Below are 22479 nucleotides of genomic sequence, written 5' to 3'. Positions count from 1 at the left end.
CCGGCCTGCTGCCACGGCCCCCCGGGCCGGCCGCCGTCGCGACCGGCCAGGCCGCCGGGCTCAGCGGCCCTCGGCGTCGTCCATCGCCCGGTAGATCCGCTGTTCCGAGACGGGGTACGGGGTGCCCAGCGCCTGGGCGAAGACGTTCACCCGCAACTCCTCGATCATCCAGCGGATCTGCCGCACGGCGGTCCCCTGTCGGCGGGCCGGTGGCAGCGCGGCGAGCAGGTCGTCGTACTCCTTCTGCACCACCGCCACGCGGTCCTGCTGCTGGCGGTCCCGCTGCGGATTGCCGCCGAGGCGGTCCAGTCGGCGTTCGATGGCGGTGAGGTAGCGCAGCAGGTCGGGCAGCCGGGCGTACCCCGCCTCGGTGATGAAACCGGCGTGCACCAGACCGGCGAGCTGCTTGCGGATGTCGGCAAGCGCGGCCACCACGGCGAGGTTGCGGGTGGCCCCGAGCCGCTGTTCCACGGCGTACGCGGCGGCGAGCACCCGGCGGACCCGGTCCATCACCTCGACCACTGTGTCGACAAGATCGGCCCGGACCTTCTCGCGCAGCGCCGCGAACCCCTCGGCGTCCCAGGCCGGCCCGCCGGCGTCGCCGATCAGCCGGTCGATGGCCGCGCCCGCCGCGTCCTCGATCAGCTCCTGCACGCCACCGTGGGGGTTGCGGCTCAACGCCAGCTTCGCCTCGTTGTTCAGCCGCCCCTGTAGGAACCGGGCCGGCGACGGCACTGTGAGTCGCAACAGGCGGCGGGTGCCGGCCCAGTGCGCCGCCTCCGCCTCGGCGGGGGAGTCGAACACCCGCACCCCGACCGTGGCGCCCTCGTCGACAAGCGCCGGGTACGCGGTCACCCGGTAACCGGCCCGGACCTGCTCGATGGTCCGTGGCAGGGTGCCGAGGCTCCACTCGCGCAGCCCGGTACGGGCCACCTCCGGCGCGGCGGCCGCCACCACCTGGCGTACCTCCTGGCGGAGTTGACGTTGCAGGGCCGGCAGGTCCTTGCCCTCGGCGACCGGCTTGTCGTCGTCGCCCAGGACCCGGAAGGTCACCCGGAGGTGGGCGGGCAGCTTGTCCGGCTCCCAGGCGTCCCGGGGCACGGTGACCCCGGTCATCCGGCGCAGTTCACGGGTGAGCGCGTCCAGCAGCGACGCCTCGCCGGGGGTGATCGCCGCGAGGGCGGCGCGGGCGTAGTCCGGCACCGGCACGAAGTTGCGGCGGATCGCCTTGGGCAGCGAGCGGATCAGCGCGATGACCGTCTCCTCGCGCAGGCCCGGCACCTGCCAGCCGAAGCTCTCCGCCGGCACCTGGTTGAGCAGTGGCAGTGGGATGTCGACGGTGACGCCGTCGGTCGGTGTGCCCGGCTCGAACCGGTACGTCAGCGGCAGGCGCACCCCGTCGGCCTGCCACTCGTCCGGGTAGTCGTCCTCGTCCACCCCCGGCCGGCCGTCGTTGACAAGCAGGTCGCGGGTGAAGGTGAGCAGGTCGGGCCGTTCCCGACGGGTCGTCTTCCACCAGCTGTCGAAGTGCCGGCCGGAGGACACGTCGGCGGGGATCCGCTGGTCGTAGAAGCCGAAGATGGTTTCGTCGTCGACCAGGATGTCCCGGCGTCGCGCCCGGCTCTCCAACTCCTCGATCTCGGCGAGCAGCCGCTTGTTGTCCGCCCAGAACTGGTGGTGGGTCTGCCAGTCGCCCTCGACGAGAGCGTGCCGGATGAACAGCTCCCGGCTCAACGCCGGGTCGATCCGACCGAAGTTGACCTTGCGGGAGGTGACAAGCGGGACGCCGTACAGGGTGACCTTCTCGTAGGCCATCACCGCGGCCTGCTTCTTCTCCCAGTGCGGCTCGCTGTAGCTGCGCTTGACCAGGTGCTGCGCCAGCGGCTCCACCCACTCCGGCTCGACCCGGCCGGCGATGCGGCCCCACAGCCGGGACGTCTCCACCAGCTCGGCGGCCATCACCCAGCGCGGCGGCTTCTTGAACAACGCCGAGCCGGGGAAGACCGCGAACTTCGCGCCCCGCGCCCCCAGATACTCGTGTTTCTGGGCGTCCTTGAGGCCGATGTGCGACAGCAGGCCGGGCAGCAGCGACTGGTGCACCTTCGGGGTGTCGATCTCCTCCGGCAGGTCCGCGCCGCCGCGCCGGCTCTCCCCCCGGCCGGCGTCCGCGCCGTCGGCGGTGTCGCGCGCCGGGCGCTCGCCGCGCCGGTCACCCTCCGCCGGGGTACGCAGCACCTGCCGCAACTGGCCGACGATGTCCTGCCACTCGCGGATCCGCAGGTAGTTGAGGTATTCGGCCTTGCACATCCGGCGGAACGCGCTGGAGGACAGCTCCCGCTGCTGCTCCCGCAGGTAGCGCCAGAGGTTGAGGTAGGCGACGAAGTCCGACTCCTTGTCGGCGAACCGGGCGTGCGCCTGGTCGGCCTGGGCCTGCTTCTCCGCCGGCCGCTCGCGCGGGTCCTGGATGGAGAGCGCGGCGGCGATCACCAACACCTCGGTGGCGCAGCCGTTGCGTTCGCCCTCGACGACCATCCGGGCCAGCCGCGGGTCGACCGGCAACTGGGCCAGGCGACGGCCCAGCGCGGTGAGCCGCTTCGCCGGGTCGGCCTCGGTCGGGTCCAACGCGCCCAGCTCGTGCAGCAGGTTGACGCCGTCGGTGATGTTGCGCTTGTCCGGTGGGTCGATGAACGGGAACGCGGCCAGGTCGCCGAGCCCGATCGCGGTCATCTGGAGGATGACCGACGCCAGGTTGGTGCGCAGGATCTCCGGGTCGGTGAACTCGGGCCGGGATCCGAAGTCCTGCTCGTCGTAGAGGCGGATGCAGATACCGTCCGAGGTACGCCCACAGCGGCCCTTGCGCTGGTTGGCCGACGCCTGGGAGACCGGCTCGATCGGCAGCCGCTGCACCTTCAGCCGGCTGGAGTAGCGGGAGATGCGGGCGGTGCCCGGGTCCACCACGTACTTGATGCCGGGCACGGTCAGCGAGGTCTCCGCCACGTTGGTGGCGAGCACCACCCGGCGCGAGGTGTGCGCGGCGAAGACCCGGTGCTGCTCGGCGCTGGAGAGCCGCGCGTACAGCGGCAGGATCTCGGTGCCGAGCAGGGAGCGCTTGGTCTGCACCAGTTTGGCGAGCGCGTCCGCGGTGTCCCGGATCTCCCGTTCGCCGCTGAGGAAGACCAGGACGTCGCCAGGACCTTCGGCGGCCAGTTCCTCGACGGCGTCGCCGATCGCCTGGATCTGGTCGCGGACGTTCTCCTCGTCGCCCTCGCCGTCCTCCTCGCCCTCGGCGAGTTCGAGCAGCGGCCGGTAGCGCACCTCCACCGGGTAGGTGCGGCCGGAGACCTCGACCACCGGCGCGGGCACGCCGTCGGGCTCGTCGGCAGTGGGCGGCCCGGCGAAGTGCCGGGCGAACCGGTCGGTCTCGATGGTCGCCGAGGTGATGATCACCTTGAGGTCGGGCCGCCGGGGCAGCAGCTCCCGCAGGTACCCGAGGATGAAGTCGATGTTGAGGCTGCGCTCGTGCGCCTCGTCGATGATCAACGTGTCGTACTGGCGCAGCATCCGGTCGGTCTGCAACTCGGCAAGCAGGATGCCGTCGGTCATCAGCTTGACCAGGCTGCGCTCGCTGACCTGGTCGGTGAAGCGCACCTTGTAGCCGACCACGTCACCCAACTCGGTGCCCAGCTCGTCGGCGATCCGGTCGGCCACCGTGCGGGCGGCCAACCGCCGGGGCTGCGTGTGCCCGATCAGCCCGTGCACCCCGCGCCCCAGCTCCAGGCAGATCTTGGGGATCTGGGTGGTCTTGCCGGAGCCGGTCTCGCCGGCCACGATCACCACCTGGTGATCGCGGATGGCGGCGGCGATGTCGTCCTTGCGCTCGCTGACCGGCAACCCCGCCGGGTACGTGATCACCGGCACCGCCGCTCGGCGGGTGGCGAGTCGCTGCTCGGCCCGGACCAGGTCGGCGGTGATCTCGGCCAGCGCCGCCTCCCGGCGCTGCGGGTCGCGCAGCTTGCGGGCACCGTCGAGCCGCCGCTGGAGCCGGCGCTGGTCGCGGAACATCAGAGGGGTCAGGCGGCGGTGCAGCTCGCGAACCGGGTCGGTCGCGACGGAGGCGGTTGGATTCTGCATGTCGTGCCCAAGGATAGGCAGCCCGACGGCGTACCGCCCGCGGGTTATCGCGCGGCCGATCCGTCGACGGCCGGGTCCGGGACCTAGAGTGGGCGGCCGACGTCGAGTGCGGGGGCCGGAATGACGATGCGGGACACCGATCGGGCGCTGGTGCAGGCCGCCACCGCGGTTGCCAAACTGCGGTGCCGCAGCCAGCGCCACACTGTCGCGTCGGCCGCCCGGACCGCCGACGGGCGGGTCTTCACGGGCGTGAACGTCCAGCACGCCACCGGCGGAACCTGCGCCGAGCTGGTGGTGGTCGGCACGGCCGCCACGCAGGGCGTCACCGAGTTGGAGACGATCGTCACGGTCGCCGACCGGGGTCGCGACGTCAGCGCGCCGTGCGGCGACTGCCGGCAGGTGCTGGCCGACCACTTTCCGGCGCTGCGCGTGATCATCGGCGAGGTGGACGCGTTGCGGGTGGTCGAGATCGGTTCGCTGTCCGGCTGAGTCAGTCGCCCGCCGCCGCCTCCAGCATCGACCGGGGAACCGGCACGCCCTCGAACCGCACGTTGCCCTCCGGGACCAGCCAGCTCGTCACCTGCGCGACCAGGCGTCCGGCCCGCACCGCCGGGTCGTTGGCGTAGAGCGCGCGCGCCTCGTCCGGGGCGATGGAGAGCACGACGAAGCCCCGCAGCAGGTCGTCGTCGGGGTGCAGGAACGGCCCGGTCGCGAGCACCAGCCCCTGCTCGACGAGCCCCGCCTGGTGGGCCAGGTGCGTGTCCCGCAACCTGTCGATCGCGTCCTGCGGCAGCTCCGGCGGGTCCGCGGCTCGGACCAGCAGGACGACCGTGTGCTGGTCGAATCGCATACCCACACCCTAGGGCGCGACTGCAGCGGTATGTCCCTCTTATGGGTGTGATCCGCCTTCTGCCCTCCTTGTTCCCGTCCGCGAAACTCATTCTTCTATTGGGACTCGGAAACAACTGGGAGGTGCGGCATGGTCACCAGACGACGGCTGCTCGCGGCGGGTGCCGCCGGCAGCGCTGCGGTTCTGGTCCCGGCAGGCTGGACGGCGTCGGGCCGGGCGCTCGCCGCCGCGGCGGCGGCACCGCTGGACGCCGGCGACATTCCGAAGTACGTCACGCCGCTGCGGATCCCGCCGGCCATGCCGGCGGTGACGACGGATCCGGAACGGGACACGTACGAGATCGCGGTGCGACAGTTCCGCCAGCAGATCCTGCCGCCGTCGTGGCCGCGCACCACCGTGTGGGGTTACGGCTCCACCGCCCACCCCGGCAGCTTCGGGTACCCGGCGCCCACCATCGTGGCGCGGGTGGGGCGACCGGTTCGGGTGACCTGGTTGAACCAGCTCGTCGACGACCGGGGCGACTACCTGCCGCACCTGTTGCCGGTGGACCCCACCCTGCACTGGGCCAACCCGGCCGGCGGCATTGAGCATCGGGACCACCACGGGCAGTGGGACGGCAGCCCGCAGGGGTATCGCGGGCCGGTTCCCCAGGTGGTGCATCTGCACGGCGCGCACAGCGCCCAGGAGAGCGATGGGCACTCCGAGGCGTGGTACCTGCCGGTGGCTCGCGACCTGCCGCCCGACTTCGCCGTGGCCGGCAGCGCGTACCGCGAGTTCCGGTCCCGCTTCGCCGAACACTGCGGCCGGCGCTGGGCGCCGGGTTCGGCCACCTTCGAGTACGCCAACGACCAGCGGCCCTGCACCCTCTGGTACCACGACCACACCCTCGGGCTGACCCGGGAGAACATCTACGCCGGGCCGGCCGGGTTCTACCTGCTCGGCGGCGGTGACGACCTGCCGGACGGGGTGCTGCCCGGCCCGGCGCCGGCCCGCGACGATCCGACCGACGCCCGCTACCACGACATTCCGCTGCTGATCCAGGACCGCAGTTTCACCGCCGACGGCGAGCTGCGCTACCCGCGGCGGTACTCCGGTGGCGGCGACGGGCCGCCGACCTGGGTGCCCGGGTTCTCCGCCTCCACCATGGTGGTCAACGGTCGTACCTGGCCCACGCTCACCGTGCGGCGTCGGCGTTACCGGTTCCGGTTGCTCAACGGCTGCAACAGCCGCTTCCTGCTGCTCAGCGTGGTCGCCAACGCCACAGCGCGGCCGGCCCGCCCGGTGCTTCCGGTCTGGCAGATCGGCAGCGACGGCGGTTTCCTGCCCGAGCCGGTGCCGCACGAGCGGGTGGCGCTCGGCCCCGCCCAGCGGGTCGACGTGATCGTCGACTTCACCGACGTGCCGGCCGGCACCGAGCTGTACCTCGTCAACGAGGGACCCGACGGGATGTACGACGGCGGCCGGCCGGGTGTGGACTTCGCGCCGGCCGACCCGCACACCACCGGGCAGGTGCTGCGTTTCGTGGTCACCGACGCGGCCGGCGTCGACCCGAGCGTCCCACCGGAGCAGCTGCGGCTGCCGTCGCAGCCGCGGCTCGGAACGGCCCAGCGGGTACGCCGGCTGTCGCTCAACGAGCGGATGTCCGGCGGCTCGATGATCATGCTGCTCGGCGTCCTCGACGAGCGTGGCCGGGGTCTGCCGCTGCGCTGGAGCGACCCGGTGACCGAGCAACCCACCCTCGGCGACACCGAAGAGTGGGAGGTGCGCAACTTCACCCGGCACGTGCACCCGGTCCACCTGCACCAGGTCCAGTTCGAGCTGCTCGGGCGCGGGCACTCGGGCCAGCTGCGGCCGGACCCGGGGGAGCGCGGCCGGATGGACACGGTGCTCGCGTACCCGTGGGAGGTGACCCGGATCAAGGCGCGCTTCGACCTGCCCGGTCGCTACGCCTGGCACTGTCACCTGCTGGAGCACGAGGACAGGGAGATGATGCGACCGCTGAACGTGCTGCCGCGCGGTGGTGCGGCGACCGGGGACGGTGGCGCGTTGGCCGGCTCGGTCTCACCGCTGGACGGGCCGGAGGTGCCCTCGACGGCATCGACCGACGCCGGTTAGGTCACTTTTCGCAGGTCGGCTAAGGTTAGGCGAACCTAAGCCCGATCGTGCAGGGAGATTCGTGACCGCGCTCGCCAGCCGGCCGACCCAGGTCCGCAGCCGGTCCGGCACCCGCACCCGCCGGCGGGTGGCCGTCACCGTCGGGGCCGCCCTGGTGTTGCTGCTCGCCGTGCTGGCCAGCTTCGCGCTCGGCAGCCGGCACCTCGGCGTCGACCAGGTCTGGCACGCTCTCGTCGCACCCGACGGCGGCGAGGCCAGCACCATCGTGCGCGAGCTGCGCACGCCCCGTACCGCGCTCGGCCTCGCCGTCGGTCTCGCGCTCGCCGTGGCCGGTGTGCTGTTCCAGGCGCTCACCCGCAACCCCCTCGCCGAGCCGCGCATCCTCGGCATCAGCGCGGGCGCGTCCTTCGGTGTGGTGCTCGCCATCTCCGTCTTCGGCGTCGGCACCCTCGCCGGGTACGTCTGGTTCGGCATCGCCGGCGCGCTGATCGCCGGGCTGCTGGTGTTCGCCATCGCCACCCGGGCCCAGGAGGGCGCCAGCCCGGTCACCCTCGCGCTGGTCGGCGCGGCACTCGACGCCAGCCTGGCCTCCGGCGTGTACGCGCTGCTCAGCATCGACGCCCGCACCTTCGAGGAGTACCGGTTCTGGGTGGTCGGCGGGCTGGCCGGCCGCGACCTGACGGTCACCGCGCAGGTGCTGCCGTTCGTCCTCGCCGGTCTGGTCCTCGCCGCCCTGGTGGCCCGGGGCCTGGACGCGTTGGCCCTCGGCGACGACGTGGCCCGCGGCCTCGGCCACCGCATCGGCCTGGTCCGACTCGGCGGTGGCCTCGCCGCGGTGCTGCTGACCGGCGCGGCGGTGGCGGCGGCCGGACCGATCGCCTTCGTCGGGCTGGCCGTGCCGCACCTGGCGCGTGCCCTGGTCGGCGCGGACCACCGCTGGACTCTCGCCGTCTCCGCCCTGCTCGGCCCGGCGCTGCTGCTCGGCGCCGACGTCGTCGGCCGGCTCGTCGCCCCACCCGGCGAGATACCGGCCGGGATCGTCACCGCGCTGATCGGAGCGCCGCTGCTGGCCGTCCTGGTCCGCCGCGCCCGGGTGGTGACCGCGTGACCACAGCGCGACCCTCCGACCCGGCTGGCGTGACCAACCCGTCCGGCCTGTCCGGCGCGGTTGGCCCCGCCGACCCGGCTGGCGTGACCAACCCGTCCGGCCTGTCCGGCGCGGTTGGCCCCGCCGGTCCGGCTGGCGTGTCGGTCGCCGCGACCGCCGCCTCGACCGGTGCCGGCGATGCCCGGCTGGCCGGCCGCTCGCTGCTGCGGATCGGCCCGGTCAGCCTCCTGATCCGCCGCCGCGCGGTGCTGGTGGCCGCCGTGCTGACCGTGCTGCTCCTGTCGGCCGTCGTGCTGAGCCTCTCGCTGGGCACCCCGTACGTCGCCCCGGCCGACGTGTTGCGCGCCCTCTCCGGCGCCGACACCCCGTACGACCTGGTTGTCTTTGATCTTCGGCTGCCCCGGGTCGTGCTGGCGGCGGTGGCCGGCGCGGCGTTCGGCGTGGCCGGCACCCTGATCCAGAGCGTGGCCCGCAACCCGCTCGCCAGCCCGGACGTCATCGGCATCACCCAGGGCGCGGGCCTCGCCGCCACCGTGGCCCTGACCAGCGGAATGGCCGCGGTGCTGGTGGCGCCCACCGCGCTGGTCGGCGGGCTGCTCGCGGCGGTGCTGCTGTTCGCCCTCGGTGCTCGGCACGGGCTGGCCGCGCAGCGGTTCGTCCTCGCTGGCGTGGCGGTGGCGTTCGCCTTCCGGGCACTGACCGAGGTGGTCATGCTCACGGCCGACCCGATCGACGGGCTGCGCGCGCAGATCTGGCTGATCGGCACCCTCGCCGGCAAGGGCTGGACCGAGGCCGCCTGGATCGCCGGCACCCTGCTGGTGCTCCTGCCGGTGCTGGCCTGGGCCGGTTGGGCGCTGAACAGCACCGCCCTGGACGACGACACCGCCCGGGGCGTCGGGCTGCGCCCGGTGGCCCGCCGGATCGGCCTGGCCGGCACCGGCGTGCTCGTCGCCGCGATGGTCACCGCCCAGGTCGGCGCCGTCGACTTCGTCGCGCTTGTCGCCCCGCAGGTGGCCCGCCGCCTGGTACGCGCCGAACGGCCACCGCTGGTCTGCGCGGCGCTGCTCGGCGCGTTGCTGCTGGTGCTGGCGGACCTGGCCGGCCGGCGGCTGTTCGCGCCCACACAACTGCCCGCCGGGGTGCTGACCGCGGCGATCGGTGGCCCGTACCTGATCTTCCTGCTGCTGCGCGGACGGCGGCGGTCGTCGTGACGCCCCCAAGGAGTCGTGTGATGCTCTCCACCCGCGACCTGGTCGCCGGCTACGACGAGCGGACCGTGCTCGACGGCCTCGACCTGGACCTGCCCAGCGACGCGTTCACCGTGATCGTCGGGCCGAACGCGTGTGGCAAGTCCACACTGCTGCGCACGATGGCCCGGTTGCTCAGCCCGCGTCGGGGCACTGTGCTGTTGGACGGCACCGCGATCCGCGAGCTGCCCACCCGGGAGGTCGCCCGCCGGCTCGGCGTCCTGCCGCAGAGCCCGCTGGTGCCCGAGGGCGTCACCGTGGCAGACCTGGTCGGCCGCGGCCGGCAGCCCTACCAGCGCTGGTGGCGGCAGTGGTCGTCGGAGGACGGCGCTGCGGTGGATGAGGCGATGGCCCTGGCCGACGTGACCGACCTGGCGGACCGGCCGGTGGACAGCCTCTCCGGTGGTCAGCGGCAGCGGGTGTGGATCGCCATGACGCTCGCCCAGGACACCGACGCCCTGCTGCTGGACGAGCCGACCACCTTCCTCGACCTGGCCCACCAGGTGGAGGTGCTGGACCTCCTGCACCGGCTGCGCGTCGAGCGGGGCCGCACCGTGGTCGCCGTGCTGCACGACCTGAACCAGGCTGCCCGGTACGCCGACCACCTGGTCGCGATGCGCGACGGTGCCGTGGTGGCCGCCGGACCGCCCCGGGAGATCCTCACCGCCGACCTGGTCCGCGACGTCTTCGGGCTGGCCTGCGTGGTCGTGCCCTGCCCGGTGACCGGCGCGCCGCTGGTGGTGCCCGCGTACACGGGAGGTAACTCCATCCCGGTCCGGCCGTCCACCGACGCGCCCGCTCCGGCCGGCGCGTCTCGCGGTGCGGGCAACCCGGTCGCCGGTCCGCGCCGGGCGTCCCACTCCGGGCCGCCCACCGCGCCCGCCGCCGCGGACGACCTCCATTCCTCGAAAGCGTCAGTACCGGACGCCTGACCCGTCACCACCGGCGACGCGGCCACCCCGCTCGCCGGCTCGTACCCCTCGAAAGGACTCTGATGCGTCGTCTCGTCGCCGCTCTCGCCGCGGCCGCCGCCCTCGGCATCGGTCTCACCGCCTGCGGTGAGAGCGACCCGGTCGCCGGCTCCACCACCGGGGAGACCCGGGAGATCACCCACGCCATGGGCACCACCAAGGTCCCGGCCGAGCCCAAGCGTGTCGTCGTGCTCGACACCGACAAGATCGACACGGCGCTCTCGCTGGGCGTCACGCCGGTCGGCGCCGCCACCGCCGGTGAGGCCAGGAGCTGGCCGACGTACTTCGGCGCGGACAAGCTCGCCGGCATCAAGGAGGTCGGGGTCCTCACCGAGCCCGACCTGGAGGCGATCAACGCGCTCAAGCCGGACCTCATCCTCGGCAGCAAGTTCCGCCAGGAGAAGTTCTACGACGAACTGTCCGCCATCGCGCCGACAGTGTTCACCGACAAGGTGGGCATCACCTGGAAGGACAACTTCCTCCTCGACGGCAGGGCACTCGGGCGCGAGCAGCAGGCCAAGAACCTGCTCGGCGCATACGAGAAGCGGGCCAAGGACTTCGGCGCGACGCTCGGCGACGCCGCCGCCCGCAAGGTGTCGATCGTGCGGTTCCTGCCGGGCAACATCCGGGTGTACGGCCCGGACTCCTTCTCCGGCATCGTCCTCGGCGACACCGGGCTGGGCCGCCCCGAGCGGCAGATGCTCGCCAACAAGGAGGACAAGCGCTTCGACCTGGTCAGCCCCGAGCGGGTCAACGAGGTCGACGGTGACGTCATCTTCGTGACCGCGTACGGCGACAAGGCCGCCGCCGAGCAGGCCAAGGTGGCCGGCGGGACCCTCTGGAAGGGCCTCAGCGCCGTCCAGGCCGGCAAGACGTACTCCGTCTCCGACGAGGTCTGGATGACCGGCATCGGCGTCGGCGCCGCCAACAAGATCCTCGACGATCTCACCAAGTACCTCCCCGCCGCCTGACAAGCCCCCCGCCGCGCCCGCGCGCCGCGCCGCGCCCCCGCCCTCAAGATCCGCGCAAGTTCGGTGAAAGTGCTGCCTCACCAGCTCGTGAGGCAGCAGGATCCCTGATGTTGCGCGGATCTTGGGGCGTCTGGGTCTGCGTCTGGGTTTGGGTTTGGGTTTGCGGCGGAGTCAGCGGGAGCGGGACCGGAGGGCTTGGCGGAGTTCGGCGAGGAAGCCGTCGAAGTCCTCGCGGAACCGTTTCGCTGTGACGTGCAGAACGATCCAGTCCTCACCGAGCAGTCGGTTGAGGCGGCGTCGGTCTCGGTGGAACTGCTCGGGATCGTCGTGCCACAACCCGTCGTACTCGACGGCGACCTTGAGGTGCGGCCACGCCAGATCGAGGCGCGCCACGAACCTTCCGTCCCGCTCGACCACGAACTGCGTCACGGGCTCCGGCACCCCGGCGAGCACTATCCGCACGCGGAGCCGGGACTCCGGGAGCGACTCCGCGCCCGCGTCGGCCAGCTCGGCCACCCGCACCATCCGTTTCCAACCCCGGTTGCCGATCCATGCTCGGGAGTCCGCGCGCAGTCGGGGGAGCACCACCAGTCGTTGGCTGGCGAGGCAATCCACGATGGCGACGGCGTCCTCCGTCGGCAACCACTGGGCCAGGTCCCAACATGTGCGCGTCGGCGTGGTCAGCGGGATGCCCTGACGTACCGACACGTCGGTCGCGGCGATCGCACCGGTGTGCACAACGAGACCCGAGATCGGACCGAACCGCTGGCCGGCGGGCACGAGCACGTCGATGGGCTCGTGGTCGGCGACCGACGCCGCGCCGTAGAGCGCTGCGGCACTGCGACCGGCGATCGCTACGCCCGGAGGCAGCACCCAGCGCGCCGCGGCGGCACAACGCGTGCGGTGGGTGACCGCGAGCCGAGCATCGGCGTAGACATCCCGGAACAGCGGGCGCCATGCTGTGCTGCGCAGCTCCGTTCGGGTGAGCAGGCCTTTGGCAACGACACGGGAGCCGCGAAACACGCGTCCCTGCAAACTCGCCGGCCGTCGTGGGGAAACAGGCATGAGAAACACCTTGGCCGGCGAAGGTGTTCGTCTGCAGCCCCTGTGGATAACCCCGTAACAGGGCCTCAACGCCAAGATCCGCGCAACTTCACTGTTCCTGCTGCCTCCTCGCGACGCGAGACAGCAGCATCCCCGAAGTTGCGCGGATCTTGGCTTGTGTGGGGGGCGTCGGGGGTGGGTGGGATTAGGCGGCGGTGGACCAGATGGCGCGGAAGGCGGCGGCTTCGCCGGACAGCCAGCGTTCGATCTGGTCGGGCTTGGCGTCGGTGGGCATGCGGTGGGCCTGGCCACGGCGGACGTCGACCAGGACCGGCTCGGCGTGCGGGAGCACCGCGTCCATGTGTCGGGCCATCAGGTGCAGGGTGGCGAGCACCGACTCCGCACTCGGTGGGGCCTCGTCGAAGTGCAGGCGGACCGCTTCGACGCGGCCGTCGGCGTGGCGTACCCCGAAGTGGGGGTTGATCTTGACGGGCAGGTCACCCAGCATGGCCAGGGCGTCGCGGGTCTGGGCGAGGTCGACGGTGGCCGGCTCGCCGAGGGAGTGCAGCCAGGCCGTGGCCCCGGGGACGAGCGCCTGGTAGAGCGGGCGCCAGCGTGGCTTGACCACGTCGACCACCCCGGTCAGGTGGGTGCCACCGGTGTGGAAGGCGATGTCGGCCTTGAGTGCCTTGACGAACTGGCCGTGCGGGTTGAAGCCGGACCGACTGGCGCGCTGCTTGCGCAGCCCGCCCACGAAGGTCGCCTTGGTGGGGCCGGTGCGGTCGACGTAGCGGGTGAAACCGAGCAGTGTGGCGTAGGGGGTGAGGGGCGTGGAGGTGGGCGCGGTCACGGGCGTCCTCCCAGGTCAGGATCTTTATTAGTACATACATTCTAATCGACAGGTCTGACATTGCCCAGTGAAAGTCGGGGGTGCGGAGGGGCCGCGTCCGGGCCGATCCGGTGAGTGTCCGGGCCGCCCCGCGAGTGCCTGAGGCCGATGCGCGTCAGTGCGGGTTGGTGAAGGTCGCCGTCGTTCGCAGCGCCCACTCGATCGTGTCCCGAGCCGTCTCCGCGAAGGGCCGGGGGCGGTAACCCGCCAGCCGCGCGCGCTCGCCGGAGAGCTGGAACGCGCCGTCTGCGCTACCGTCCCGGGGCTGCACGATGAATCCGCCGAGGTCGTCGACGTTCTCGTCCCGCGTCCAGGTGACGGTCGCCGTTCCGCCACCGGCCCGGCGACAGGTTTCGAGCATCTGGGCGAAGGTGATCGGCGGCGGCACCACGTTGAACGGGCCGGGCCCGACCCGCAGCAGAAATGCGGCAAGGTCACGGACGTCGGTCACCTGCACCGGCTGCGAGGCCCGAGCCGCGCAGGGAACCACCTTGGCGCCGGCCATGCCGAGGGCCCAGCTGGTGAACGCGCCGAACGGGTCACCGGGACCGCTGATCAATCCGGCGCGAACCGACGTCGCCCGGCCGGGCATGGCCGCCTCGGCCGCCTCCTCGCAGGCGACCTTCAGGTTGCCGTACTCGCCGTCGTCGGGCTCCGCCCGCAGCAGTGGGGAATCCTCCGTCCGGCCCGCCTCGGCCGAGGGGGGATAGACCGCGATCGAGGACATGAAGACGTACCGCCCGATGCGCGGCGCCAGCAACCCGGCGGTGGCGGTGACCTGGCGCGGGTGGAAGCCGCTGAAGTCGAAGACCGTGTCCCAGGTGCCGGTGCCGAGCGCGGTCAGGCCGGCCGGGTCGCCGTCCGCGGTCCGGTCGCCGATCAGGCGCGGCACCCCGGGAAACAATTCTTTTCCGGTACGCCCGCGGTTGAACAACGTGACCTCGTGCCCCGCTCGCAGGGCGTGCTCGGCGAGGTGGCGGCCCAGGTACGTGGTGCCGCCGAGAATCAACAGGCGCATGACGGAACTCCCGGGGCAGAATGCCGTGGTGATCGAGACCACGTTGCCCGGCTGGCTTCCCGAGCTCGACGGCACGATCGTCGGCGGTGATCTCCTACGCGGCTGGGCGCTGTCGGAAGTCTGGCGGATCCGCCTGGACGGTGTCACCCGGAAATCGGTGATCGCCAAGCGGGGCATCGGCGAGCTGGCCGGCGAAGCGCGGCGCTATCAGGAGTTGGTCGTCCCCCTCGGGATTGCCGCACCGCGGGTGCTCGCCGAGGACGGCTCGGGGGTGATCGTTCTGGAGGACCTCGGCGGTGACAACCTCGAAGATCGACCGACCGCCGAAGGATACGAGCAGGCCGTCCGCGTCCTGGCTCGGATGCGTGCCGAGTCGGCGCTGCGCCTCGCCGCCGACCCGGCGTTGGCCGTCGGTCTGCGTCGGTCCACCGCCGATCTCGTGGCGTCGGCGGCACGGGCCGCCACGGCCATGGTGGCCCTACGCCCCGATCTGGCCGGCGCACTCGACGATCCGATCCGGGCGATGACCCGCCGCCTGGAGCAGCTCTCCAGCGAGCCCGCGACCATCGTGCACGGAGACTTCCAGGCCAAGAACCTGCTGCACATCCCCGGTGGCGGGATCGTCGCCATCGACTGGTCGGACGCCTACGTGCACCCGCATCTCGGCGACCTCTACCTCCTGCTGCGCGAGGGCCGCAAACAGGGCCGGATCGAGGGCGTCCGGATGGACGCCTTGGCGGAGATCTTCGCGCACGACGCCGGCACCGACCTGGTGACGGTGGCCGACCAGTTGGTGACCGGCGGCCTGTGCTGGACCATGAACGCGTTGCGCTGGGTCGTGGAGACCGGCGTTCACGCGGTCCCGGTGTCCCGGCAATGGATCGACGAACTGGTCACCGATCTCCGCGAGCTGGCCGAGCGTCATTGATCCACGCCGGATCTCGGCGCGATCACCCGCTCTTCCGCCCCGGGCCGGTGCGCCCCCGACGGTCCGTCGGGGGCAGGCACCTCAGAGTTGGCCGACGTCGGTGATCCGGACGACCGCCGCGCCGACCTCGTCCGAGGCGACCAGGTCGATTTCCGCGCTGATGCCCCAGTCGTTGTCGCCGTCCGGGTCGTCGAAGATCTGCCGCACGGTCCACCGCTCCCGGCCCTGCTCGATCATCAGCAGCGCCGGCCCGCGGGCGTTCGGACCGACACCGATCGAGTCGTACGCCTCGAAGTACGGCGCCAACGCCTCGGCCCACGCGTCGTAGTCCCAGCCGTCGCCGGCGTCCAACTCGGCGAGCAGGTCCCAGCGGCGCAGCGCGGCCAGCTCCACCCGGCGGAACAGCGCGTTGCGCACCAGCACCCGGAACGCCCGCGCGTTGCGGGTCACCGCGGGTGGCCGGTCGGTCAGGGCGGCGTGTGCCTGGGCCACCTCGGCCACGTCCGACGGGTTGCGCAGCCGCTCCCACTCGTCGATCAGGCTGGAGTCGACCTGGCGGACCAGCTCACCCAACCACTCGATGAGGTCGATCAGCTCCTCGGTCTTGGCGTCCTCGGGCACGGTCTGGCGCAGCGTCTTGTACGCGTCGGCCAGGTAGCGCAGGACGAGGCCCTCCGAGCGGGTCAGCCCGTAGAACGCCACGTACTCGGTGAAGGTCATGGCCCGCTCGAACATGTCGCGGACGATGGCCTTGGGGGAGAGTTGGTGGTCGGCGACCCAGGGGTGGCCCTGCCGGTACATCTCGTACGCGGCTTCCAGCAGCTCCGCGAGGGGCTTCGGGTGGGTCACCTCGTCGAGCAGTTCGAGGCGGGCCTCGTACTCGATGCCTTCGGCCTTCATCGCGGCGACCGCCTCGCCGCGCGCCTTGAACTGCTGCGCGGACAGGATCTGCCGGGGATCGTCGAGGATCGACTCGATCACGCTCAGCACGTCGAGCGCGTACGACGGGGACTCGGCGTCGAGCAGCTCGATGGTGGCCAGCGCGAGGGGGGAAAGCGGCTGGTTGAGCGCGAAGTCGAGCTGGAGGTCGACGGTGAGCCGGATTCGCCGGCCGGTCTCGTCCGGCTCGGGCAGCTCCTCGACGACCCCACCGGCGCGCAACGCCCGGTAGATGGCGATCGCCCGGCGGATGTGCCGGCGCTGGGCGGCGGGCTCCTCGTGGTTGTCGGTGAGCAGGTGCCGCATCGCGGTGAACGCGTCCCCGGGTCGGCCGATGACGTTGAGCAGCATCGAGTGACTGACCTGGAAGCTGGAGGTCAGCGGCTCCGGCTCGGCGTCGACCAGCCGGTCGAAGGTGGGCTGGCCCCACCCGATCGAGCCCTCCGGTGGCTTCTTGCGGACCACCTTGCGCCGCTTCTTCGGGTCGTCGCCGGCCTTCGCGAGGGCCTTCTCATTGTCGATGACGTGCTCGGGTGCCTGCACCACGACCCGGCCGATGGTGTCGTAACCGGCCCGACCGGCCCGCCCGGCGATCTGGTGGAACTCCCGGTTCTTGAGCAGCCGGGTGCGGACGCCGTCGTACTTGGACAGGCCGGTGAACAGCACCGTCCGGATCGGCACGTTGATGCCGACGCCGAGGGTGTCGGTGCCGCAGATGACCTTGAGCAGGCCGGCCTGGGCGAGGGTCTCCACCAGGCGGCGGTACTTGGGCAGCATGCCGGCGTGGTGCACGCCGATGCCGTGCCGGACCAGCCGGGTCAACGTCTTGCCGAAGCCGGAGGTGAACCGGAAACCACCGATCGCCTCGGCGATCATGTCCTTCTCGGCCCGGGAGCAGACGTTGACGCTCATCAGCGCCTGGGCGCGTTCCAGCGCGGCGGCCTGGGTGAAGTGCACCACGTACACCGGGGCCTGCTTGGTTTCCAGCAGTTCCTCAAGCGTCTCGTGCAGCGGCGTCATGGCGTAGGAGAAGATCAGCGGGACCGGCCGCTCCGCCGTGCGCACGACGGCGGTCGGTCGTCCGGTACGCCGGGTCAGGTCGTCGACGAACCGGGTGGTGTCCCCGAGGGTGGCGGACATCAGGATGAACTGGGCCTGCGGCAGCTCGATGATCGGCACCTGCCAGGCCCAACCCCGGTCGGGCTCGGCGTAGAAGTGGAACTCGTCCATGACCACCTGGCCGACGTCGGCCTTCGTGCCCTCGCGCAGCGCCAGGTTGGCCAGGATCTCCGCTGTGCAGCAGATGATCGGGGCATCGGCGTTGACGCTGGCGTCGCCGGTGAGCATGCCGACGTTCTCGGCGCCGAAGACCTCGCAGAGGGCGAAGAACTTCTCCGACACCAACGCCTTGATCGGCGCGGTGTAGAACGTCGTCCGGCTGTCGGCGAGGGCCGCGAAGTGTGCGGCGATCGCCACCAGGCTCTTACCCGAGCCGGTGGGCGTGTTCATGATCAGGTTGGCGCCGGAGACGATCTCGATGACCGCCTCCTCCTGATGGGGGTAGAGGTCGAGACCGCGCTCCTTCGCCCAGCCGGCGAACGCGTCGAAGAGGGTGTCGGGGTCGGCGCTTGTCGGCAGCGCGGCGGTGAGCGTCATATCCCGTCCATGGTGCCTGGATCATGCCCCGCTATGCCAACCCGGCGTCCAGCGGACCCCCGTCCGGGGAGGCGGGTCCGGGTCGGCGGGCCGGGCCAGCGCGTCACCGTCGGCGGTAGAGCAGGTCGGCGACCGGCCGGCCGGCCGTGATCGCCCGCCGCTCGAACTTCGTCACCGGCCGGTGCGCCGGACGCGGCGCGAAGCCGCCGTACGCGTCCACCAACTCCGGGTCCGCCTCCAGGGTCTCCCGCATCGCCTCGGCGTACTCGGCCCAGTCGGTCGCGCAGTGCAGCGTGCCGCCGGGCCGCAGCCGGGACCGCAGCAGCGCCACGTGCGCCGGCTGGATGATCCGCCGCTTGTGGTGGCGGACCTTCGGCCACGGGTCCGGAAAGAAGACGTGCACGGCGTCCAACACATCCGTAGGCAGGCCGTTGACCAGGGACAACGCGTCGCCGCGGGCCACCCGCACGTTTTTCAGGCAGTGCCGGTCCACCAGGTCGAGCAGGTTCGCGATTCCCGGCGTGTGCACCTCGACCGCCAGATAATCTCGATCCGGGTCGGCGGCAGCCATCGCGGCGGTGCTGTCGCCCATGCCCGAACCGATCTCCAACACCACCGGCGCCCGGCGACCGAACAGGTCGGCCAGGTCGACGGGTACGACGGGGCCGTCCGGCACGTCCAGGCCGTAGGCGGGCCAGAGCCGGCCCAGCGCATCGGTCTGCCGGTCGCTCATCCGACCCCGGCGGGGATGGAACGTCCGGATCGTCCGGCTCACGGGCGGGACGGCGGGGTCATGTTCGGTGGCGGTCACAGCCATCCGAGCGTACGCGACGCCGCCGGCGAATCGGATGTGATGTGCGACCGGAAATGAGAGGATCCAACTGGTACGGCAGGTCGGGTGCTCCGCTGCCCGACTCAGCCGCGCGGCGTCGAGAGGGGGCATCGTGACAGTGACCCGCGGCGGCGTGACCCTGTCGGTGCTGACCGCGCTCACCGGCCCCCTGCTCACCGCCCTCCTGCTCACCGCGCCCGCGCTTGCCGCGCCCGCGGCTCGTGGGACTCAGTTCGTCGCAGCCGCGCCGCAACCCGAGGGCCCGCCGGGTGGCGCGCCCCAGCCGACGCCGGCGGTGGACATCTTCGTCGAGGTGAGCCCCAGCACGGTGCAGCCCGGCTATCTGGTCGGGATCCGGGCCAGTTGCCGGGACAACTCGGTGGGCGCCACTGTCGTCTCCGACGCCTTCGGCGCGGTCGGCGTACAGCCGCAGCATGGCCTGCTCACCGCCGCGCCGATGGTGCGCGAGCGCACCCGCCCCGGCAACTACCGGGTCAAGCTGGAGTGCCGCGACGGTGAGACCGCCTCGACAATGCTCCAGGTGGTCAAGAAGGTCCCGCCCCAGCCCAGTCGCGGTCCGGCCACCGGCTTCGGCGGGAGTGCGAACGGAATGACCGGCAAGCTGCTGCTGCCCGGCGGCGCGGCGCTGACCGTCACCGGGTTGGTCCTCGCCGTCGTGGCGCTACGCCGGCCACGTCCGGTCCGTGGCGCTGCGCGTCGCTGAGGCCGCCATGGAGATCTTCCGACCCGCGTCGCCGCCGCCCGGTCCTCGCCCGGCCCCCGGCTCTCGCCCCGAGCGGAATGACCGCTTGCCGGCGGACGACCGCTTCGACGCCCGTCGCCTACCGCTTGACGACAGTCCGCTGGTCCCTGATCGCCCCAGTGTGGCTGCTCGCCCGCCGACCGCAGTGACCCCTCGGCGTAGCCGTCAGCCCGGCCGCAGCCCCTGGTCGGTGCCGCTGGCCGTGGTGCTGGTGCTGGCCGGGGTCTTCGCCACCGGGGCGGGGCTGGGCCGCTCGGTCGGTCCGCTCGACTGGGCCCCGGCGGGCGGGGACCGCCCGGCCCGCAGCGAGTCGGTCGGGTTGTCGGCCAGCCGCCCGGTGCGCCTCACCGTGCCCGCCATCAAGGTGGCCGCGCCGGTGGCGCCCGTCGGGCAGGCCCGGGACGGCTCGATCGCCGTACCGCCGCTGGAGCGGCACAACGAGACCGGCTGGTACGACCGTGGTCCCACGCCCGGCGAACCCGGTCCGGCGGTGATCGTCGGGCACGTGGACACCAAGAGCGGGCCATCGGTCTTCTACGACCTGGGCAAGCTGAAGCCGGGCGACCTCATCGAGGTGGCCCGCGCGGACCGGTCGACGGTGGTCTTCAAAGTCGACACCGTGGAGCACTTCCCGAAGGACCAGTTGCCCGCCGAGCGCATCTACGGCCACGACGGCCCCGCCGGGCTGCGGCTGATCACCTGCGGCGGCCAGTTCATCGGCGGTCGCACCGGCTACGCCGACAACGTGATCGCCTTCGCCACCCTCCAGTCCTCCCGCAAACCCTGACCGTGCGCATCCACTCGCCTGCAAGGAAATCGGGGTGACCAGGTCGCCCGAACACCCCGACATCAATGAACCCGAGTGGATCAAGCGCGGCGAGGGCTTGCTAGGGCTGGGGGACGTGCAGCGCCACCTCGAACTCCAGCAGGCTGGCCCTGCTGGAGACCGGCGGCCGGGGCTTCTCGCCGGGCGCGGCAGCGTGGGCGGCCCGCGACGGGCCGGCGGCCCACGCCTGGTACGCCTCCTCGTCCTCCCACTTGGTGTAGACGAAGTAGCGGGTCTCGCCGGCCACCGGTCGGAGCAGCTCGAAGCCGAGGAAGCCGGGCGAGTTTTCCACTGCGCCGGCCCGGGCGGCGAACCGCTTCTCCAACTCCGCGCCGGCGCCGGGCGGGACCTCGATTGCGTTGATCTTCACGACTGCCATCTGCCCACCCTAGCCACTCAGAACCCCTCGACCGCGGGCACCAACTCCGCGTCCACCACGATCGGGGCGTGGTCGGAGGGGCCCTTGCCCTTGCGGGCCTCCCGGTCCACGTAGGCCGCACCGACAGCGCGGGCGAACGGCGCGGACGCGTACACCAGGTCGATTCTCATGCCCTTGTTCTGGTGGAACATCCCGGCCCGGTAGTCCCAGTAGGTGAAGGGGTGCGGCCCCTTCATCGGGGTCGGCACCACGTCGACGAGGCCCAGGTCGCGCAGCGCCGCGAGGGCCGCCCGCTCCGCCGGGGTGACGTGGGTGGAGTGGGTGAAGACCGCCGGGTCCCAGACGTCGGCGTCGGTCGGGGCGACGTTGAAGTCGCCGCAGACGGCCAGCGGGAGCCCACCGGACAGCTCGGCCTCCAACGCGTCGCGCAGCGCCGCGAACCAGGCCAGCTTGTACGCGTAGTGCGGGTCGTCGGGCGTCCGGCCGTTGGGCACGTACACCGACCAGACCCGCACCCCGCCGCAGGTGGCGGAGATGGCGCGGGCCTCCGGGTCGGGAAAGCCGGGCTCACCGGCGAACCCGACCCGGACGTCGTCCAGCCCGACCCGGGACAGGATGGCGACCCCGTTCCACCGGCCGTCGCTGTGGCTGGCCACGGTGTAGCCCAACGCGCCCACCTCGGTCACCGGGAAGGCGCCGTCCGGGCACTTGGTCTCCTGCAGGCAGACGACGTCCGGCCCGGTGTCGGCCAACCACTGCAGCAGCCGGGGGAGACGGGCCTTCACCGAGTTGACGTTCCAGGTCGCCAGGCGCATGCCCCCAGCCTGCCGCATCCGCCCCGGGTACGCCGGGTCAGCTGCCCGGGGTGTCGCCGGGACGGGTCTGTTCGGCCAGGAACCGTTCCAGTTCCGCGCCGAGTTCGTCAGCCGTGGGCAGCGGCCCGGCGTCCGGGGCGAGCAGGCTCTTCTCGCCCCGACCACGGGCGAACGCGTCGTACTGCTCCTCCAGGGCCTGGACCAGGGCGGCGGCGTCCTCGGTCTGGGCGACCTGGCGGTCGATCTCCACCCGGACCACCTCGGCGGCCGAGCGGAGCCCGTCACCGGGCAGCAGCAGCCCGGTGCTGCGCGACACCGAGGTGAGCAGCACCTCGGCGGCGGCCGGGTATTCGGTCTGCGCCACGTAGTGCGGCACGTGGGCGGCGAAGCCCAACGCGTCGCGGCCCTGCTTGCCGAGGCGGAACTCCAGCAGGTGGCCGACGCTGCCGGGCACCTGGACGCGTTGCAGCCAGGGCTCGTATCCGGCGATCAGCTCGGGGCGGGTGGCGTGCGCCGTCACGCCGGTCGGTCGGGTGTGCGGCACCGCCATCGGGATCGAGTTGAGCCCCACTGTGAGCCGGACGTCCAGGCGGGCTGCCAACCCGGCCACGGCGGCCACGAACCGCTCCCACTGCAGGTCCGGCTCGGGGCCGGTGAGCAGCAGGAACGGGGTTTCGTCGTCGTCGTGCAGCAGGTGCAGCTCCAGCTCGGGCGCGTCGACGCTCTCCCAGTGGTCCTCGACGAAGGTCATCACCGGTCGTCGCGACCGGTAGTCGAAGAGCTGGTCGACGTCGAAGGTGGCGATCGGTCGACCTTCCAGCGAGGTGAGCAGCTGCTCGCGCGCCAGCCGGCTGGCGTTGCCGGCGTCCACGAACCCGGTGAGGGCCTGGATCAGGACCGGTTGCCCGAGGTCGGGCAGATCGTCGGTGAGCTGGTAGAGCTCGTGTGGGTCGAGCACCGGTGCGGACCTCCCTGAAATGTGCCTGCGGGGTGCCGA

The 22479-nt window shown here is 72.1% G+C and carries 19 protein-coding genes; 9 read left to right on the top strand and 10 right to left on the bottom strand.

The genetic code is table 11. The features are described 5' to 3' along the window. Nucleotides 1-60: 60 nt before the first annotated feature. Nucleotides 61-4131: an ATP-dependent RNA helicase HrpA gene (hrpA, locus tag ABZU25_RS09615; protein ID WP_355028891.1), complete on the bottom strand. Its 4071-nt coding sequence runs from the start codon at nt 4129-4131 to the stop codon at nt 61-63. A 126-nt stretch (nt 4132-4257) separates the two neighbouring features. On the opposite strand from hrpA, the gene ABZU25_RS09610 reads away from it, so the two are divergent. Continuing rightward, entirely contained in the window at nt 4258-4620 is a 363-nt protein-coding gene (locus tag ABZU25_RS09610; RefSeq protein ID WP_355028890.1) for a cytidine deaminase, read from the top strand. A 1-nt stretch (nt 4621) separates the two neighbouring features. Here ABZU25_RS09610 and ABZU25_RS09605 read toward each other — a convergent pair whose 3' ends face one another. Then, the gene (locus ABZU25_RS09605; protein WP_355028889.1) at nt 4622-4981 is read right to left on the bottom strand and encodes a YciI family protein; all 360 of its coding nucleotides are present in this window, start codon (nt 4979-4981) and stop codon (nt 4622-4624) included. Between the two features lie 129 nt (nt 4982-5110). On the opposite strand from ABZU25_RS09605, the gene ABZU25_RS09600 reads away from it, so the two are divergent. The 5 genes from ABZU25_RS09600 to ABZU25_RS09580 all read left to right on the top strand — a co-directional run bounded on the left by ABZU25_RS09600 (nt 5111) and on the right by ABZU25_RS09580 (nt 11393). Then, nucleotides 5111-7096 (top strand): multicopper oxidase domain-containing protein, encoded by a 1986-nt coding sequence (locus ABZU25_RS09600; protein WP_355028888.1) that lies wholly within the window; start codon nt 5111-5113, stop codon nt 7094-7096. 61 nt (nt 7097-7157) lie between these two features. After that, entirely contained in the window at nt 7158-8204 is a 1047-nt protein-coding gene (locus ABZU25_RS09595) for an iron ABC transporter permease (RefSeq protein WP_355028887.1), read from the top strand. Continuing rightward, nucleotides 8201-9415 (top strand): iron chelate uptake ABC transporter family permease subunit, encoded by a 1215-nt coding sequence (locus ABZU25_RS09590; RefSeq protein WP_355028886.1) that lies wholly within the window; start codon nt 8201-8203, stop codon nt 9413-9415. Before ABZU25_RS09595 ends, ABZU25_RS09590 begins: the two co-directional genes overlap by 4 nt. Before the next feature lie 20 nt (nt 9416-9435). Next, nucleotides 9436-10383 carry an ABC transporter ATP-binding protein gene (locus ABZU25_RS09585; protein ID WP_355028885.1) on the top strand — a complete coding sequence of 316 codons (948 nt, stop codon included), beginning with the start codon at nt 9436-9438 and terminating at the stop codon, nt 10381-10383. 62 nt (nt 10384-10445) lie between these two features. Next, nucleotides 10446-11393, top strand: coding sequence for an iron-siderophore ABC transporter substrate-binding protein (locus ABZU25_RS09580; protein WP_355028884.1), 948 nt, complete (start codon nt 10446-10448; stop codon nt 11391-11393). A 171-nt stretch (nt 11394-11564) separates the two neighbouring features. On the opposite strand, the gene ABZU25_RS09575 is transcribed toward ABZU25_RS09580, so the two are convergent. From ABZU25_RS09575 to ABZU25_RS09565, 3 genes are all read right to left on the bottom strand, one after another. Next, nucleotides 11565-12458, bottom strand: a complete 894-nt coding sequence (locus ABZU25_RS09575) for a hypothetical protein (RefSeq protein WP_355028883.1) — start codon at nt 12456-12458, stop codon at nt 11565-11567. Nucleotides 12459-12642: 184 nt separating this feature from the next. Beyond that, nucleotides 12643-13287: a hypothetical protein gene (locus ABZU25_RS09570; protein WP_355028882.1), complete on the bottom strand. Its 645-nt coding sequence runs from the start codon at nt 13285-13287 to the stop codon at nt 12643-12645. A 154-nt stretch (nt 13288-13441) separates the two neighbouring features. Beyond that, a complete protein-coding gene (locus tag ABZU25_RS09565) occupies nt 13442-14344 on the bottom strand; it encodes an NAD-dependent epimerase/dehydratase family protein (protein ID WP_355028881.1) in 903 nt (300 codons plus the stop codon). Here ABZU25_RS09565 and ABZU25_RS09560 point away from each other — a divergent pair. Further along, nucleotides 14343-15272, top strand: a complete 930-nt coding sequence (locus tag ABZU25_RS09560) for a phosphotransferase (protein WP_355028880.1) — start codon at nt 14343-14345, stop codon at nt 15270-15272. The genes ABZU25_RS09565 and ABZU25_RS09560 overlap by 2 nt on opposite strands. Before the next feature lie 81 nt (nt 15273-15353). On the opposite strand, the gene ABZU25_RS09555 is transcribed toward ABZU25_RS09560, so the two are convergent. Together ABZU25_RS09555 and trmB are read right to left on the bottom strand one after the other, a co-directional pair. Beyond that, the gene (locus ABZU25_RS09555; RefSeq protein WP_355028879.1) at nt 15354-17867 is read right to left on the bottom strand and encodes a DUF3516 domain-containing protein; all 2514 of its coding nucleotides are present in this window, start codon (nt 17865-17867) and stop codon (nt 15354-15356) included. A gap of 103 nt (nt 17868-17970) precedes the next feature. Further along, entirely contained in the window at nt 17971-18684 is a 714-nt protein-coding gene (gene trmB / locus ABZU25_RS09550) for a tRNA (guanosine(46)-N7)-methyltransferase TrmB (protein ID WP_355028878.1), read from the bottom strand. A 124-nt stretch (nt 18685-18808) separates the two neighbouring features. Between trmB and ABZU25_RS09545 the strand changes: the two genes are divergently transcribed. After that, the gene (locus ABZU25_RS09545; protein WP_355028904.1) at nt 18809-19423 is read left to right on the top strand and encodes a hypothetical protein; all 615 of its coding nucleotides are present in this window, start codon (nt 18809-18811) and stop codon (nt 19421-19423) included. A gap of 184 nt (nt 19424-19607) precedes the next feature. After that, entirely contained in the window at nt 19608-20249 is a 642-nt protein-coding gene (locus ABZU25_RS09540) for a class F sortase (RefSeq protein WP_355028877.1), read from the top strand. 100 nt (nt 20250-20349) lie between these two features. Here ABZU25_RS09540 and ABZU25_RS09535 read toward each other — a convergent pair whose 3' ends face one another. The 3 genes from ABZU25_RS09535 to ABZU25_RS09525 are packed head-to-tail and all read right to left on the bottom strand — an operon-like array spanning nt 20350 to nt 22440. Beyond that, nucleotides 20350-20667 (bottom strand): antibiotic biosynthesis monooxygenase, encoded by a 318-nt coding sequence (locus ABZU25_RS09535; protein ID WP_355028876.1) that lies wholly within the window; start codon nt 20665-20667, stop codon nt 20350-20352. 17 nt (nt 20668-20684) lie between these two features. Further along, complete coding sequence (locus tag ABZU25_RS09530; RefSeq protein WP_355028875.1) at nt 20685-21482, bottom strand: exodeoxyribonuclease III; 798 nt, start codon at nt 21480-21482, stop codon at nt 20685-20687. Between the two features lie 37 nt (nt 21483-21519). After that, the gene (locus ABZU25_RS09525; protein ID WP_355028874.1) at nt 21520-22440 is read right to left on the bottom strand and encodes a PAC2 family protein; all 921 of its coding nucleotides are present in this window, start codon (nt 22438-22440) and stop codon (nt 21520-21522) included. Nucleotides 22441-22479 lie beyond the last annotated feature (39 nt).

The organism is Micromonospora sp. NPDC005215, from assembly GCF_040607915.1.
GTDB lineage: Bacteria > Actinomycetota > Actinomycetes > Mycobacteriales > Micromonosporaceae > Micromonospora.
The sequence above is the reverse complement of the archived record's forward strand: the minus strand, read 5'-3'. Positions and strand labels throughout refer to the sequence as shown.